Raw genomic sequence first — 15,921 nt, 5'->3', positions numbered from 1 at the left:
AAGACGGCACATCAATTGGTATTAAATCAATTACTACATCAACTACTGGTGAAAAAGTTGTAACCTTCACGGATGGTCAAATATTAACAATACCAAAAGGTGAAAAAGGCGACCGAGGCGAAAATGGACATGATGGTCAAAACGGACGCGATGGTGTATCAATTACAATTACAAGTACTACAACAGATGGCGCTGGTAACACAGTTATCCACTTTAGTGATGGTCGTAATGTTACTGTACCAAAAGGTCAAGACGGTCAAAATGGTACATCAATTACAGTAACTAATACTGAATTAGATAAAGACGGAAACGCAGTTGTTCACTTTAGTGATGGCAAAACAGTAACAATACCGAAAGGCGCTAAAGGTGATCGAGGTGAAAATGGTCACGATGGCCAAAATGGCACATCAATTAGTATTACAAGTACGACAACAGATAGTGCAGGTAATACAGTGATTCACTTCAGCGATGGTAAAAATGTTACAATTCCTAAAGGTCAAGACGGACATGCCATCGATATTCAAAGTGTTACTAAAAACCCACAAGGTGATACAGTAATCACATTTACAAATGGTAAAACAGTAACAATACCAAAAGGCGAAAAAGGTGACCGAGGCGAAAATGGTCACGATGGTCAAAATGGTACATCAATTAGTATCACAAGTACAACAACAGATAGTGCGGGTAATACAGTAATTCACTTTAGTGATGGTAAAACCGTTACAATTCCTAAAGGTCAAGACGGCACATCAGTTGGTATTCAAAACATTACAAAACAACCTACTGGAGAAACAGTTGTAACATTTACAGATGGAAAATCAATTACAATACCAAAAGGTGACAAAGGCCAAGATGGCAAATCTATAACTATTATTAGTAATACAATTGAACCAAATGGTGACCGTAAAGTTATCTTCTCAGATAACACTTCAATTATTGTGCCAAAAGGTGATAAAGGTGATCATGGTGAAAATGGACATGATGGAACGTCAGTAACAGTAACTAATACAACAACAGATGGAGACGGTAATACAGTTATCCACTTCAGTGACGGTAAAACAGTAACTGTGCCAAAAGGTGCGAAAGGTGATAAAGGCCAAGACGGTACATCAATCACAATAACAAGAACTGAAACAGACCAAGCTGGTAATACAGTAATTCACTTTAGTGATGGCAAAACAGTTACAGTTCCTAAAGGTCAAGATGGCCAAAATGGACATGATGGTACATCAGTGACAGTAACGAACACAACAACAGATGGAGACGGTAATACAGTTATCCACTTCAGTGACGGTAAAACAGTAACTGTGCCAAAAGGTGCGAAAGGTGATAAAGGCCAAGACGGTACATCAATCACAATAACAAGAACTGAAACAGATCAAGCTGGTAATACAGTAGTTCACTTTAGCGATGGTCATTCAATCACTGTACCAAAAGGCCAAGACGGACATTCAGTAGGTATTCAAGAAATCACTAAAAATGCTCAAGGTGAAACAGTTGTAACATTTACTGATAACCACTCAATCACTATTCCAAAAGGCGCGAAAGGTGATAAAGGTCAAGATGGTACATCAGTAACATTAACGAACACAACAACAGATGGAGACGGTAACACAGTTATCCACTTTAGTGATGGAAAAACAGTAACCGTACCGAAAGGCGCGAAAGGTGATAAAGGCCAAGACGGCACATCAATTACCGTAACGAACACAACAACAGATAGTGCTGGCAATACAGTTATCCACTTCAGCGACGGTAAAACAGTAACCGTACCAAAAGGTCGCGATGGACAAAATGGACGAGATGGTCATGATGGCGTATCAATTACCGTAACGAACACAACGACAGATGGCGCTGGTAACACAGTTATCCACTTCAGTGATGGCAAAACAGTTACAGTTCCTAAAGGTCAAGGTGGACACTCAGTTAGCATTCAAGAAATAACAAAAGATGCTCAAGGTGGAACAATTGTTAAATTCACAGATGGACATTCAATCACAATACCAAAAGGTGATAAAGGTGATCGTGGTGAAAAAGGTCAGGATGGTCAATCAATTACAATTGTGAGTCAAAGAGTAACTAAAGAAGGCAATACAATTGTTGAATTTAGTGATGGACATACAATTACTGTGCCAAGAGGCCAAGATGGACATTCAGTCACTGTAAAAGAAAGTCATAAAGACCAATCAGGCAATACGGTTGTAGTCTTTAGTGATGGTAATACAATTACAATAGAAAAAGGTCACGATGGACGTGACGGTAAAGATGGCAAATCAATTACAATTGTGAGTCAAAGAGTAACTAAAGAAGGCAATACAATTGTCGAATTTAGTGATGGAAACTCAATCACTATACCTAGAGGTAAAGATGGACATTCAGTTACAGTAAAAGAAAGCCATCAAGATCAATCAGGCAATACGGTTGTAGTCTTTAGTGATGGTAATACAATTACAATAGAAAAAGGCCGTGATGGACGAGATGGTCGAGATGGCCGCGACGGACGTGACGGAAATAATGGTCAAAATGGTTACAATGGTAATAATGGCTACAATGGTCAAAATGGTTATAACGGCCAAAATGGCTATAACGGTAAAGATGGTCAGTCTATTCATATTGTAAGTCAAAAATTAACTAAAGATGGAAACACTATCATTGAATTTAGTGATGGACACACAATTACTATTCCTGGAGGTCAAAACGGACATTCAGTTACAGTAAAAGATATTCAAAAAGATCAATCAGGCAATACAATTATTATCTTTAGTGATGGTAGAAAAGTAGTTATTGAAGCATCAAAACAAATTCAAAAACAAGATGTTAAACCAACACCTTCTGCAGTTAAACATTATTACATTGACCAAGATAAAAATACTGTGATTATCTTAGCTGATGGTCGAGAAGTTTGTGTTCCATGTATCCAAGGCACACGTGCAACAATCAAATATTATTATATTGATCAAGCAGGTAATGTGCATATTGATTTCAATAATCACCCAAGTATTGTAATTCCAAGAAAACCAATTGAAATCACAAAAACACATCAACACACAAACCATCAATCATATAACCATCAACATCAAGACTTTAATGGAGGTTATAATAACTACCACAACCATTACAAAGGACAACATGACTTTAATGGACAACATTCACATCATGGTGTTAATAACTTTGTAGGACATCAAGGTAACGCTGGACATCAACATTACAGTCATTATGAAAACTATACTCATAGTCAATATGATCACGGACAAGCACATGCTAACTACGCTCATCAAGCAGTACAACATCAAGCATATAACCGTCATGTATCATATCATGGTTATGGCTATACAATGACTGAAGCAATGGCTCAATATAGAGATGTTGTTACAAAACGCTATGCTCTACCTGAAACTGGTGAAACAACATCATTATCATTAGCATATTTAATGACTCTTGTTGGTAGTATCTTACTTCTTAGTGCTTTTCGTCGCAAAAACGTTAAATAAGTAAGTATCATATAACCATTTAAAAAAGCTCTTCCTCTCTTTATAGAGGGGGAGCTTTTATTTTTTTCACTTATGAAAGTGATTTCATAATCTGAACATAGTTTCATAATGATAGTCGTTACTTCATGATGACGTATAGACACTATATAATTAGTAGTGAAAAATTGTGAAAGGTATAGGAGGCATCATTCATTTATGATTAAAGCGATTGCTGTGGATATGGATGGGACATTTTTAGACAGTCAAAAACATTATGATGAAGTAAGATTTAATCAACAATTTCAGAAACTTCAAGATAAAAATATTAAGTTTATAGCAGCAAGTGGAAATCAATATGCAAAGCTTAGATCTATTTTTGGTGATAAAGAGATGTATTTTATTGCAGAAAATGGTGCTGTGATTTATCAAGGCAACAGCTTATATGATTATAAGAGTTTTGATATACAAGACTACCAATCTTTGGTGCAATATTTAATGTTAGAACAAGGACTTCGAGAGTTTATTATATGTGGCTTAAAAAGTGCTTATATTTTAAAGGATACGTCACAACCTTTTAAAGAGAATGCGCACTTTTATTATCACCAATTGGAGGAAATTGATTCGTTTAACGTATTACCAGACGATGATTATGTAAAAATTGCTTTTAATATCAATCGGACAACGCATCCTACGCTTGATGAAGATATGGCTATACGCTTTAAGTATATTGCAAGTTTAGTATCGAGTGGGCATCATAGTATTGACGTAATTATGCCTAGTATGACAAAAGGGGAAGCGCTTAAAGGTTTGTTAACAAAGTGGCATATCAAACCTAGTGAACTTATGGCTTTTGGAGATGCTAATAATGATAAAGATATGCTGGCATTGGCCCATTATAGTTATGTGATGGCTAATAGTAATGATTCTGAATTATTTGATATAGCGCATGCAGTTGCGCCAAGCAATGATGAACAAGGCGTATTACAGGTTATAGATGATGTGGTCTTATCTTAAGGAAAAAAGCGCTAAACAAGTCATATCGCTTGTTTAGCGCTTTGTATATATTAAATTTAATCTATATTAGTTTAATTGAGTGTCACATTTACCAGTTTCAATGACTGATAACGCAGCATTTAATCCGCCTTCAACAAGGTTTCTTACTGCCTCATCAGAGAAGAAAGCAATGTGTGGTGTTACTAAAATATTTTCGTGACGAATTAATTCTAATAATGTTGGATCGTCAACATCTTTACCTGTCCAGTCATAAGTGAAGTAATCTGCTTCATTTTCATAAGTGTCAATTGCTGCACCTGATAAAGTACCATCATTGACTGCATCAAGTAAAGCTGGTGTGTCGATAACAGCACCACGAGCGGCATTTACTAAAATAGCGCCTTTTTTCACTTTGCTAAACATTGATTTATCGAATAAATGGAAGCTTTCTTTGTTTGCAGGTACATGTAATGAAATGATATCTGCATCTTTAATTGCTTCTTCCACAGAGTCTTTATATTCTAAGAAATCTAAAGAGTGATTTGGATATGCATCAAAGCCTACTACTTTAGCACCGAAGCCAGCATAAATTTTACCTGTTGCTGCACCGATACGTCCTGTACCAATAATTGCAACTGTCATATTTTTAACCGGTGTTGACATAATAGGTGCTGCCCATTTGAAGTTGTGTGCTTGAACGCGTTTTTCAATTAATGGGAATTTACGTACTAATTGTAAAGCTATAGATACAGAATATTCAGCGATTGTTTCAGGTGAATAACTTGGTACATTTGAAATAACAATGCCGTGTTTTTTAGCTAAATCTAAGTCATACATATCAAAACCAGCAGTACGTTGTGCAATTTGTTTAATTCCATATCCTTCTAATTTAGGATAAACAGAATCTTCTAGTTTCCCAAATTGCATTGTTGTAACACCGTCAAATCCTTCTAGTTGATCTACAGTATCAGCACTTAAGATTTCTTCTGAAGTAACGACTTCAACATTGTGTGCTTTACCCCAATTTAAAGCATCTTTTTTCTCATAATCACGCGTACCGAAAAACATAATTTTTGTCATTGAAATAATCTCTCCTGTTCCTAGATGATATAGTTATATAAATATAAGACGTTATACGATATATAAGTAAGCTGTAATAATATTGGCTTGTGTTATAGTGCCTACAAGTCTCTTGCCTACAATATTATTATATTGTGAATTATTTCACAAATCAATAGTTTGCATCACATTTTTTGTTATAAAATTGTACCAAAGCAACAATATGAAAATATTTACACATATTTTATAATTCTTGCTTTGTATTTTGCCATAGTGGTATGTGGGTTTTAAATAATTGGATAATCACAATACTTTTTTGTACTGATTATATATTTTATAATTTAAGTCACACTACTATTTCAGGAGGCTTTATCATGTCACAAATGAATGAAACAATTATTAATGCATTAAATTTTCGCCATGCGACGAAAATATTTGATTCATCAAAACAAGTTAGCGATAAAGATATGCAAACGATTTTAGAGTCAGGACGGCTGTCACCGAGTTCTCTTGGATTAGAACCATGGCGATTTGTTGTCATTGAGAGTCAAGAACTAAAGGATAAACTTAAATCTTATAGTTGGGGTGCACAAAAACAACTTGATACAGCTAGTCGTTTCGTTGTTATTTTGGCTCGTAAAAATGTTACGGCACAGTCGGACTATGTTCAACATATCCTCAGAGACATTAAGAAATATGATACACATACCATCCCAGCAGTTGAACAAAAGTTCAATGATTTCCAAACAAATTTTCATATAAATGATAGCGAACGTACTTTGTTGGATTGGGCTAGCAAACAAACATATATAGCCTTAGCAAACATGATGACTTCAGCAGCATTACTCGGAATTGATTCATGTCCAATGGAAGGTTTCGATTTGGATAAAGTGACGGAAATATTACAAGATGAGGGCGTTATTGATACAGTGCATTTTGTACCTTCAGTTATGGTGGCCTTTGGTTATAGAAAAGATGAGCCAAAAGGAAAAGTACGTCAGCCAGCAACAGATGTCATTGAATGGGTTAAATAAGTAATGATGTAATAGCATGTTAAATGATTAAGTAAGGGAGCGGGACAGCATTCATAATGAATTCGTAGTCCCGCCCCAGCAAGGTTGACTAGAATTGAAAAAAGCTTAGTATAAGCGTATTTTCTATCTAGTCAACTACTGCCAATACATATATATCATAGCCTAAAACAAAATGATGTCCCAGACTGTTTTGTATTATATGTGTTTTCGACGGCGCATAAAGAGTGCTGAGCCAAGTACTGCGAGTATTGAAGCTAATGCCATACTATGTTCGGGCGTTTCTTCTTTACCTGTATTTGGTAATGCTTTATGAGTAATCGGTGCTGTGACAGTCATATTTGATGAAGTAGCGTGAGTAACTGTCGGCTTTTTAGTTTGATTGATTAATGTTTGATGAGTGTGATTTAATTCATTATGTTGTGAAGGATTAAAAGGTTGTTCCACATTCACTGCTGCTGTCGATGGATTAACTATTTTACTATGTTTCTCGACGTTTTGTTTTTGACTTTGATGTTGAACAGCTTGTTTAGTTAAACGAGATTGGCTTGTTCTTTGTTGACTTACAGTTTTAACACTACTGCCCGTATGTTGAATTTTTTTAGATGTAGATTGTTTTTCGGTTTTAATATTGTGACTAGAGTGATTATTTTGACTTGTGTGATGCGTTTCACTATTGATAATCGTTATGTCATTGATGAGCCATTCACCATCTGTAGAGCCTAAAATAATTTCAGTTTTGCTGTGTGAACTACTATTTTGATTTGAATTATTTTTTTCTATAATGTCTGTTGTTTTACCATATGGACTTGTAATATCGACTTCTGATGTATGTTTACCAGATGTGTGTTGATTTTGAGTATTTGCCTGATGCTGAGCGTGACTTTGATTTTGTTCTGTAGCTGTACGACTAGTTTCTGAAGCATACGCATCTTGATTCGCTCCTAAAAATACTACTGTTGCTAGGGCAACTGATCCTATTCCTATTGCAAATTTACGAATTCCAAAACGCTGTTGTTGATAAAATTTCACATGATCACTCCTTAATATGATTTAATAATGCCTTACATGTTTGCTACTACTTTCTAGTTGGAATAAATGTAAGGACGCCACTATATAAATATTTTATATAATTATAACCATTTTACCATAAGACAGTGAAATAAAATATAGTATAGTTAGCAGTTTAATAGATTTTTAAATTTATAAGCATAATTAAAATATAAGATATTAATGTAAATTTAGCATATCATCATGTTTTAAGTACGGCTAAATTGGTAATACGTTATAAGCAAGTTGTTTTTATTTTTTACGCAGAAAAGGTAAAATACTAAATACGTAGAAAACGCTTTCATTATTTTCTACAGGCTTTACCGCATCGAACGTATTGCACATGGCCTTTTATAAATTCTAAGTAAAGGATGATGACCAATGTCAAATGTAAATATAAGAGATTTTATAGATGAAAAATATGATTTATTTATCAATGGAGAATTTCAAGCAAGTGATAGTGGAGAAACATTAGACGTAACTAATCCAGCTAACGGAGAAACATTAGCACAAGTAGCTAAAGCCAATCAAGCAGATGTTGATAAAGCGGTTAAAGCAGCTCAGGATGCTTTTGACAGCTGGAGTAAAATTTCTAAAGAAGAACGAGCGGACTATTTATTAGAAATTAGTCGTCGTATACTTGAAAAAAAAGAACATTTTGCGACTGTTGAGTCGTTACAAAACGGTAAACCGTACCGTGAAACGTCTACGATTGATATTCCTCAAACAGCAAATCAGTATAAATATTTTGCAAGTGTGTTAACAACTGATGAAGGTAGTGTTAATCAAATTGATGACAATACAATGAGTTTAGTTGTAAATGAACCAGTCGGCGTAGTTGGAGCAGTTGTCGCATGGAACTTCCCATTCCTATTATCTTCATGGAAACTCGCGCCAGCATTAGCTGCAGGTAATACCGTTGTCATTCAACCATCATCATCTACACCGTTATCACTCATAGAACTTGCGAAAGTGTTCCAAGACGTATTACCGAAAGGTGTAGTTAACGTTGTAACTGGTAAAGGTTCTGAATCTGGCGATGCCATCTTTAAACATGAAGGCGTGGATAAATTATCATTTACAGGTTCAACAGATGTTGGTTATGGCGTAGCAAAAGCAGGCGCTGAACGTATTGTTCCGACTACTTTAGAACTTGGTGGTAAAAGTGCAAATATTATCTTTGATGACGCAAATTTAGATCAAGTAGTTGAAGGTGTACAACTTGGAATTTTATTTAACCAAGGTGAAGTATGTAGTGCAGGCTCACGTTTACTAGTACAGACTTCAATTTATGATAAAGTCATTCCTAAATTGAAAGAAGCTTTTGAAAATATCAAAGTTGGCGATCCTTTCGATAAAGATATTAAAATGGGTGCTCAAACTGGGCCAGATCAAATAGAAAAAATTGAAAGCTATATTAAAATTGCAGAAGAAGATAGCAGTGCAACTATCTTAACAGGTGGCCATCGTCTAACTGATAATGGTCGCGATAAAGGATATTTCTTTGAACCTACAATCATTGAGTTAAAAGATAATAGTCATAAATTGGCACAAGAAGAAATTTTTGGACCAGTATTAGTTGTAGAAAAATTTGAAGATGAAAATGAAGCGATTCAAATCGCTAATGACTCGGAATACGGTTTAGCTGGTGGTATCTTTACGACAAACCTCAACCGTGCTTTAAATGTCGCTAAAGCAATGAGAACAGGACGTATTTGGATTAATACGTATAACCAAATTCCAGCCGGTGCGCCATTTGGTGGATATAAAAAATCCGGTATTGGTCGTGAAGTTTATAAAGATGCGATTAAAAACTATCAACAAGTTAAAAACATCTTTATCGATACAAGCAATCAAACGAAAGGTTTATATTAATATAATTTATTATGATTGTAATACGACATCATAAAAACAGAGCGCTTTATGCGTTCTGTTTTTTTATACTATCCTGCAACCGTGCTGGTATCACTATGAATTGTAATATCGAAGCCTTCAGGTGATGTTACGTGCGTTTCTTCAGCATTGGGTTTATAAATATCAAAATGGACTAAGCCATAACTTTCCGTATTACTTATTCTTTTCTGGTTTGATTGCCACATATTCACAGCGATATGATGATGATAATATTGTGTTGACATAAACAATGCTTGTGGGAATTTAGAAATATGTGCTAATTCAAGTTGTGAAACATAGAAATCATATGCCTCTTTTATATCATGTGTTTTTAAATGTAAGTGCCCGATTTTCCCATTTGCAGGCCAGCCTTGCCAACCTAAATTAGTACGTTGTGCAATTAAATCATCAGCATTCACTTCTAACGTATCCATTTTTACGAAATCATCATTCCATTGCCATTGGTCACTTGGTCGGTCTTGGTATACTTCGATGCCATTACCTTCAGGGTCATTAAAGTAGAGTGCTTCACTTACGAGATGATCTCCACCACCAACAGCGATATTTAACCGGCTAACATGATACAAGAAATTGGCTAAATCAGCGCGGCTAGGTAATAAAAAAGCAATATGGAATAAACCAGCTTCTCGGAAACTAGGATGTCGTCCTTCAGCTAAATAATTTAAAGTTAAAGTATGACCGTTTGCGCCTACATTTAAGATAGTACGTTCTTCGCTGCGTGCTTTTATTGAAAAACCAAGAATAGTGCTGTAAAAAGTTGTCATTTTAGCTAAATCAGCGACATTTAATGTGATATTTGTTACGTGCGTTGCTTCAATGGTATGGAATGAAGTCATCATGTATTGCCTCCTATAGTGATAATTTTATTTATAATTTATATCTGGTATATTAAATATACTCTTGTGATATAAAAAGTACAAGATAGAAGTTTCAAAGTTTATACATTTTTAGTCAAGTGGTTGATAATACAGGTTTTTAAGTAAATGAAACTTAGTATTGTTTCAATAAAGAAATACGTAGTTAGAAAAAGGAAAAATATGGGGCTTCAAGCGATAAAGACATATTATTTTTATAATATTTACAATGAAAGCGAAATAGTGCATTAAGTTGAGACGAAACTTAATGCACTATTTTGAAATATATTTTATTGAGGCAATGATTTGTATTAGCCAAGATAGACATCTTGGTAATCATCATTAGTTTCTAATACATGTTTGGCAAATGGGCAAGATGCGATAATTTTCAATTGATTGTCTCTAGCATAGTTCACAACTGCTGCTACTAGTTCTTTTCCAATACCTTGACCTCCTAATTCGTCAGGTACACCGGTATGGTCAATATCAATTTCATTATTATCTACTTGTTTAAACGTAATAACAGCTTGAGCGTTGTCTTCAGATTCTCCAATATAGAACTGATTATGACCTTGTTTAATCGTATTGTCCATTGTAATCACTCCTTAATATTTTTTATATTATATATGTATCACTTTTGGTATAAATTAAACATGGCTCAACCATTTTAGGACATTGAATTGCGCTAAGAAAACATTTAAAATGACAAGTGTAATCGATATGATTGTATTATGAATAAGTAGTATGTGTGTATCATTATCATCAGGATGCATACATAAGCATTTAAATTCTTTTGTCGCTATATAATAAATCACATATGTAAATTTAAAAGGTTGTATTAAATATTATCTTCCCTAAGAAAGAGGATTAAAATGAGGCTCATTGCAATTATATTTTTAAGCTTAGTTATATTAATAAAATTTGACGTAATACAAGTTTCACTTTTTGGACAAACGGAAATACGCTATTTGTTTATTTTTGCATTCGGATTAGTTGGATATGCATTTATCAGTCCGTATATGTATTTATTTTTAAGCAACCGCACAGAGGTTGATCGTACGTGGTTGCAACAACATATACCAGAGATGGAAACACAACAAGTAACCACGTATATTGGAGAATTACCATTTAAACCTAATTTATTTGCTTCAGGAAGCGGACATCGTAAAGTTATCGCAATAGATAGACGTATTGAACAAGCATTGTCAATAGAGGAACTAAAGTTTTTTATCCTACATGAATATAGTCATATTAAAGATCATGATATTTTAAAGTTAAGATTAATGCGCTCAGTTGTTGTCGCATTTATACCAATTATTGCATTATTAGTTAGTCGTACAATTCATTTTAACAATGTTTTATTGTTGTTAATATTTGTAGTTATTGTGTTATCACTCTATATTTCTGGATTTTTCTTATTTTTCCATTATGCGCGTCTTAAAGAGCTAAAATGTGATCGCTTTGCTGCACAATTTACATCAAAGACAGCACAACGCCAAGCTTTCGAAAAGTTTATTGCGCTCGGTATTATGGAGGATACAAAGGTAAAGTTGATGTCAACACATCCATCACTTCAACAACGCTTAAATCACTTGAATATATAAAATTTGCGCCAAATTATCATAGTATTAAGTACATGGTAGTTTAGTACTATCATTATTGAATCATTAAGGGCAGTATATAAAGTTAGTTTTGACTTTATATGCTGTCCAATTTTTATTTTATGCATAAAATTCCAATTGCCAGTCTTAATTTTTTATATAAAATATTTATAAAATATAAATTTCAACTTACGTTAATTTTATACGTCGACTCAAACAATACTCACATAATAGAGGAGATGACCAATATATGAAAAGAACAACAAGTATAGTATTATGTGCCTCGCTTATTTTAGGAGGTTGTGCTTCTATGGACAAAGATCAAACGAAAGATATACCGAAAACAGTAAACGTCAAAGATTATGATGGCGGAAATCCGTGGTAAACATAAAGAACGTAATAAGATCTTTTAAAAAAAATATAAAGCAGAAGCCGAGAAAAAATACAAAAAATATGTGAAAGAAGTATTTGGTTTTGACTGTAAAATCAATTTAGTTAAAGCTTACACAAATTCATATGGATTTGGAGAGAAAAATCAATCTGACGGTTTAGCAGTAGTTGGTACAGTTAAATATGATGTGCCATTTCAACTAAGATTAATTTTTGCTGAATCCAATGGAAAGATAGTTATTACGACGTTTACTCCCGGACATGAAAACGAAACATCTACCGCAGTTGCAGCAATAATGTATAAACGCTATGAATATGACATTGAACAAGCACGGTTAAAATTCAAGAGTGAGGTTGAAAAAAATGGTTACTATGCCATGAACGAGCAACTTGAAAAAAAACAAGAATTTAATGGTGTTACCAAACAGTACTTAAATGTTAAAACACCTGGAATAGAAGGATTAGATGAGTTTAAGCAAAATTTCAAGCCATTAATGAAAATGGAAGGTGACGTATTTAATCAACAGTTTGATTCTTTAATGATAAAATACCCTGAAATTAAAAAGCAAACTGAGTTTAATTTTATTGCGTACTATAATAAAAAAACTGTGGATAACGTTAATAAATATTCGTGGGATTTACAAATACCAATGAATGACACAATGAAAAAATTACCCGGATTAAAAGCAATGTATTTTTATAAAGATGGTGTATCTCCAAGTGAATTAGGTGGAGATGGCAAATTAAAAAGACAAACCAAAGATATATCCATGATTGGAGGGGAATGGGATGAAATCAAGAGGGAAAATAACTGACAATGATGCGATTGAGATTGCAAGTGGATGGACTTATTATGACAAAGCATACCCTAGTACTATGCCTTTGGTGAATGGCAAAAGATATAAAGTTTTAGAATATGAAAAAAATACTAAAACAGGTTTAGGATATAAAATTTTTGAACGCTATGAAAATAATAAAGCAACAGGAGATATTATTTTAACTTTTGAAGGAACAGATTTTTCAAGTATGCAAGATGTGATAACAGATTTACAACTTGCTGGTAATAATATACCTGCTCAGTTGAAAGAAGCTCGAGAAGTTTACTTCGGTTTAAAACAAAAATATGCAGATGCAAATACGATGAGTACAGAGCAATTCAAATTAAAATATGGAGAACCTCCTAATGATTATAAAGGAAAATCAATCCAAAAAGTTGGTGGTAATTCTCTAGCAGGTGCTGAGGCACAGTATATTGGAATATTGGACCCAAATGTTGGGGTAGTTACCACAAATACAGCCCCTTTACCAATGAGTATTGCTAAACTTGCGCGTAAGAATGCCAATAATATTCATAACTATCATAGTAAAAGTGATATTTTAACGATGATTATTAAAGGTGCATTTATGTATGATAGGATTGTTGGTAAACATATATATAGAGATAATGGGGTTACAACTTTTGGGGCTTTAACGCCATCTCATACAGGTTATAATTTTGAAGAGATAAAAAAACTAAACAAATTTGATCAAGATAATATTGTCAATAAAGAAGTATATATTAGCCGTAATGGCTTGAAAATTTATGCGGATATGGATGAACATACACCAATATTTATCTGGAGTGGTGATGCAGTTGCTGCAGGTGTCACGCAAATAAAATTAGATAAAGGGCATTTAGCAGAACTAAGTAGCTATGTCCATACAAGGTTAACAGATTATATTAAACAAATTGATGCTAAGATGAAAGATATCAAACAATCTGTTGAAGATGAACACCGTAAATTTGAACAATTTGTCGACGAAACTAAAGTCTTCTTTAAAGAAATTACTAAATTTAATGAGTTAGAAAGTACAATACATATAGTATCTGACGTGATTAAATTTAAAATTAATCGTAAAGCAGATGAGTTAAAATATAGTCTGACTAAACTAAAAAATGAAGATAATATTTTAGATTTTATAGGTGCTGACCATATTATTAATTCAATTATTGACTTCATTGATGATGTTAAATCTAAGGTATCAGACTTTATTACATATGGCGAAAAACTTATTGAAGGCCTGTTAAATATTGTAAATAACAGTATTGTTAAAATGTTTGTAAACCCAGTTAATGGCTATATGGACGGTGTTAGAGAAGAAATATTAGCGCATTTGAATATTGTTATTCCCAATATCCAAATAGTAAAAAATCAAATAATGAATTTTGGCAAAGGGATAGATGATATTTTACAACAAATGTCAAATTTAGACGATAATGTTATGGTTAATCAAGTTGAGATAAACAAAAATGCTACAAAGCAACCAGCTTTTTCACTTGAAGAGTCTAAATATTTACCGACTGATTTAGAAATTGTCGAAAATACTGTTGAATCAGCTATTGTAAATCTATTAACAGCAATCACTTTTTACATACTGCCTATTGTAGAAGTATTTATGAAAATTATTGCAGCTCTTTGTGCATTTGGCTCGTTGTTATCAACGTTCATTGATAAGATTGAATGGATTGCATCAAAGATTCCATTTGCTAATTCAGTGGCTGATGACCTTTCAAGCTTTCAATGCGTATTGAATTATTTAATTAAAGAGGTAAATAATTTTAGTTTAATAATTAGTAAATTTCTAACAGTGGAGTTTATTGGTTTTGAAATGAGAGAATTTTTCATAAATATGGTATTATCAAAATCTTTATTGGAAGATATTAAAATATTAAGTTCAAGTGCTGAGGGTAATGCTGAGATGCTTGAAACTGAACTTCAAGCTATATTAACTGCATTAGCTCAAAATAAAGGTAAGTCAGTAGATGCACTTAAAAACAGTACAAAATCTCTAACTCAAAATATTTCTAGATTAAAAGAACAGCTTGACAAAACGGCACATTAATTAAATTTTCTATCAAGCCAAATATTTCTTTTAAATATAAAACTATAGCTAAAAATCGCTGATAAATATTCTTAATATTCAAACTATTTATAATTTTGCAATTATTTAAAATAACATTAGAATGTGCCAGATAGAGGGAGCGTTTAACATATGAAAAGAGCAGTTAATACAGTATTATGTGCCTCGCTTATTTTAGGAGGTTGTGCTTCTATGGACAAAGATCAAACGAAAGATATACCGAAAATAGTAAGCGTCAAAGATTATGATGGCAAATATATTGGTGAACATAAAGAACGTAATGAAATCTTTTTAAAAAAATATAAAGCAGAAGCATAGAAAAAATATAAAAAATATGTGAAAGAAGTATTTGGTCTTGACTGTAAAATCAATTTAGTTGATTCTTATACAAATTCATATGGATTTGGAGAGAAAAATCAATCTGACGGTTTAGCAGTAGTTGGTACAGTTAAATATGATGTGCCATTTCAACTAAGATTAATTTTTGCTGAATCCAATGGAAAGATAGTTATTACGACGTTTACTCCCGGACATGAAAACGAAACATCTGCCGCAGTTGCAGCAATGATGTATAAATACTATGAATATGACATTGAACAGGCACGGTTAAAATTCAAGAGTGAAGTTGAAAAAAATGGTTACTATGCCATGAACGAGC

General features: G+C 33.3%; 10 protein-coding genes and 2 pseudogenes. 8 read left to right on the top strand and 4 right to left on the bottom strand.

The annotated features are described in order from the left end of the window. Both HMPREF2864_RS09675 and HMPREF2864_RS09670 read left to right on the top strand, forming a co-directional pair. Positions 1-3,491 (top strand): LPXTG cell wall anchor domain-containing protein (locus tag HMPREF2864_RS09675; RefSeq protein ID WP_141752083.1); only part of this gene is annotated, 3,491 nt, incomplete at its 5' end. 195 nt (positions 3,492-3,686) lie between these two features. After that, positions 3,687-4,484, top strand: a complete 798-nt coding sequence (locus tag HMPREF2864_RS09670) for a Cof-type HAD-IIB family hydrolase (protein ID WP_070545513.1) — start codon at positions 3,687-3,689, stop codon at positions 4,482-4,484. Between the two features lie 66 nt (positions 4,485-4,550). Here the strand turns inward: HMPREF2864_RS09670 and HMPREF2864_RS09665 are convergent, their stop codons facing one another. After that, positions 4,551-5,543, bottom strand: a complete 993-nt coding sequence (locus HMPREF2864_RS09665; protein WP_002460442.1) for a D-lactate dehydrogenase — start codon at positions 5,541-5,543, stop codon at positions 4,551-4,553. A 353-nt stretch (positions 5,544-5,896) separates the two neighbouring features. Here HMPREF2864_RS09665 and HMPREF2864_RS09660 point away from each other — a divergent pair, with 353 nt between their 5' ends. After that, complete coding sequence (locus HMPREF2864_RS09660; RefSeq protein ID WP_070572204.1) at positions 5,897-6,556, top strand: NAD(P)H-dependent oxidoreductase; 660 nt, start codon at positions 5,897-5,899, stop codon at positions 6,554-6,556. A 195-nt stretch (positions 6,557-6,751) separates the two neighbouring features. Here HMPREF2864_RS09660 and HMPREF2864_RS09655 read toward each other — a convergent pair whose 3' ends face one another. Beyond that, complete coding sequence (locus HMPREF2864_RS09655; RefSeq protein WP_002460440.1) at positions 6,752-7,585, bottom strand: YSIRK-type signal peptide-containing protein; 834 nt, start codon at positions 7,583-7,585, stop codon at positions 6,752-6,754. 399 nt (positions 7,586-7,984) lie between these two features. On the opposite strand from HMPREF2864_RS09655, the gene HMPREF2864_RS09650 reads away from it, so the two are divergent. Further along, positions 7,985-9,478: an aldehyde dehydrogenase family protein gene (locus HMPREF2864_RS09650; protein ID WP_002460439.1), complete on the top strand. Its 1,494-nt coding sequence runs from the start codon at positions 7,985-7,987 to the stop codon at positions 9,476-9,478. Between the two features lie 68 nt (positions 9,479-9,546). On the opposite strand, the gene HMPREF2864_RS09645 is transcribed toward HMPREF2864_RS09650, so the two are convergent. Together HMPREF2864_RS09645 and HMPREF2864_RS09640 are read right to left on the bottom strand one after the other, a co-directional pair. Then, entirely contained in the window at positions 9,547-10,353 is an 807-nt protein-coding gene (locus HMPREF2864_RS09645; RefSeq protein WP_037540465.1) for a VOC family protein, read from the bottom strand. A gap of 329 nt (positions 10,354-10,682) precedes the next feature. Then, positions 10,683-10,964: a GNAT family N-acetyltransferase gene (locus HMPREF2864_RS09640; RefSeq protein WP_002460436.1), complete on the bottom strand. Its 282-nt coding sequence runs from the start codon at positions 10,962-10,964 to the stop codon at positions 10,683-10,685. Between the two features lie 279 nt (positions 10,965-11,243). Between HMPREF2864_RS09640 and HMPREF2864_RS09635 the strand changes: the two genes are divergently transcribed. The 4 genes and pseudogenes from HMPREF2864_RS09635 to HMPREF2864_RS09620 all read left to right on the top strand — a co-directional run. Further along, positions 11,244-11,975 carry a M48 family metalloprotease gene (locus HMPREF2864_RS09635; protein WP_070545511.1) on the top strand — a complete coding sequence of 244 codons (732 nt, stop codon included), beginning with the start codon at positions 11,244-11,246 and terminating at the stop codon, positions 11,973-11,975. Between the two features lie 247 nt (positions 11,976-12,222). After that, a pseudogene (locus HMPREF2864_RS09630) lies at positions 12,223-13,177 on the top strand (hypothetical protein). Then, a complete protein-coding gene (locus HMPREF2864_RS09625; protein ID WP_070545509.1) occupies positions 13,152-15,245 on the top strand; it encodes a hypothetical protein in 2,094 nt (697 codons plus the stop codon). The pseudogene HMPREF2864_RS09630 and the gene HMPREF2864_RS09625 overlap by 26 nt, the downstream one beginning before the upstream one ends. 150 nt (positions 15,246-15,395) lie before the next feature. Next, positions 15,396-15,921, top strand: a pseudogene (locus HMPREF2864_RS09620) (hypothetical protein); the annotation flags it as partial.

Source organism: Staphylococcus sp. HMSC059F04 (assembly GCF_001812565.1).
GTDB lineage: Bacteria > Bacillota > Bacilli > Staphylococcales > Staphylococcaceae > Staphylococcus > Staphylococcus lugdunensis.
This window is presented reverse-complemented; position numbering and strand designations above follow the sequence as displayed.

Bases quoted from the DNA above. Each gene is read 5' to 3' on its own strand.
- HMPREF2864_RS09670 (WP_070545513.1), top strand. From the start codon at position 3,687: ATGATTAAAGCGATTGCTGTGGATATGGATGGGACATTTTTAGACAGT.
- HMPREF2864_RS09665 (WP_002460442.1), bottom strand. From the start codon at position 5,543: ATGACAAAAATTATGTTTTTCGGTACGCGTGATTATGAGAAAAAAGAT.
- HMPREF2864_RS09660 (WP_070572204.1), top strand. From the start codon at position 5,897: ATGTCACAAATGAATGAAACAATTATTAATGCATTAAATTTTCGCCAT.
- HMPREF2864_RS09650 (WP_002460439.1), top strand. From the start codon at position 7,985: ATGTCAAATGTAAATATAAGAGATTTTATAGATGAAAAATATGATTTA.
- HMPREF2864_RS09635 (WP_070545511.1), top strand. From the start codon at position 11,244: ATGAGGCTCATTGCAATTATATTTTTAAGCTTAGTTATATTAATAAAA.
- HMPREF2864_RS09645 (WP_037540465.1), bottom strand. From the start codon at position 10,353: ATGACTTCATTCCATACCATTGAAGCAACGCACGTAACAAATATCACA.
- HMPREF2864_RS09640 (WP_002460436.1), bottom strand. From the start codon at position 10,964: ATGGACAATACGATTAAACAAGGTCATAATCAGTTCTATATTGGAGAA.
- HMPREF2864_RS09625 (WP_070545509.1), top strand. From the start codon at position 13,152: ATGAAATCAAGAGGGAAAATAACTGACAATGATGCGATTGAGATTGCA.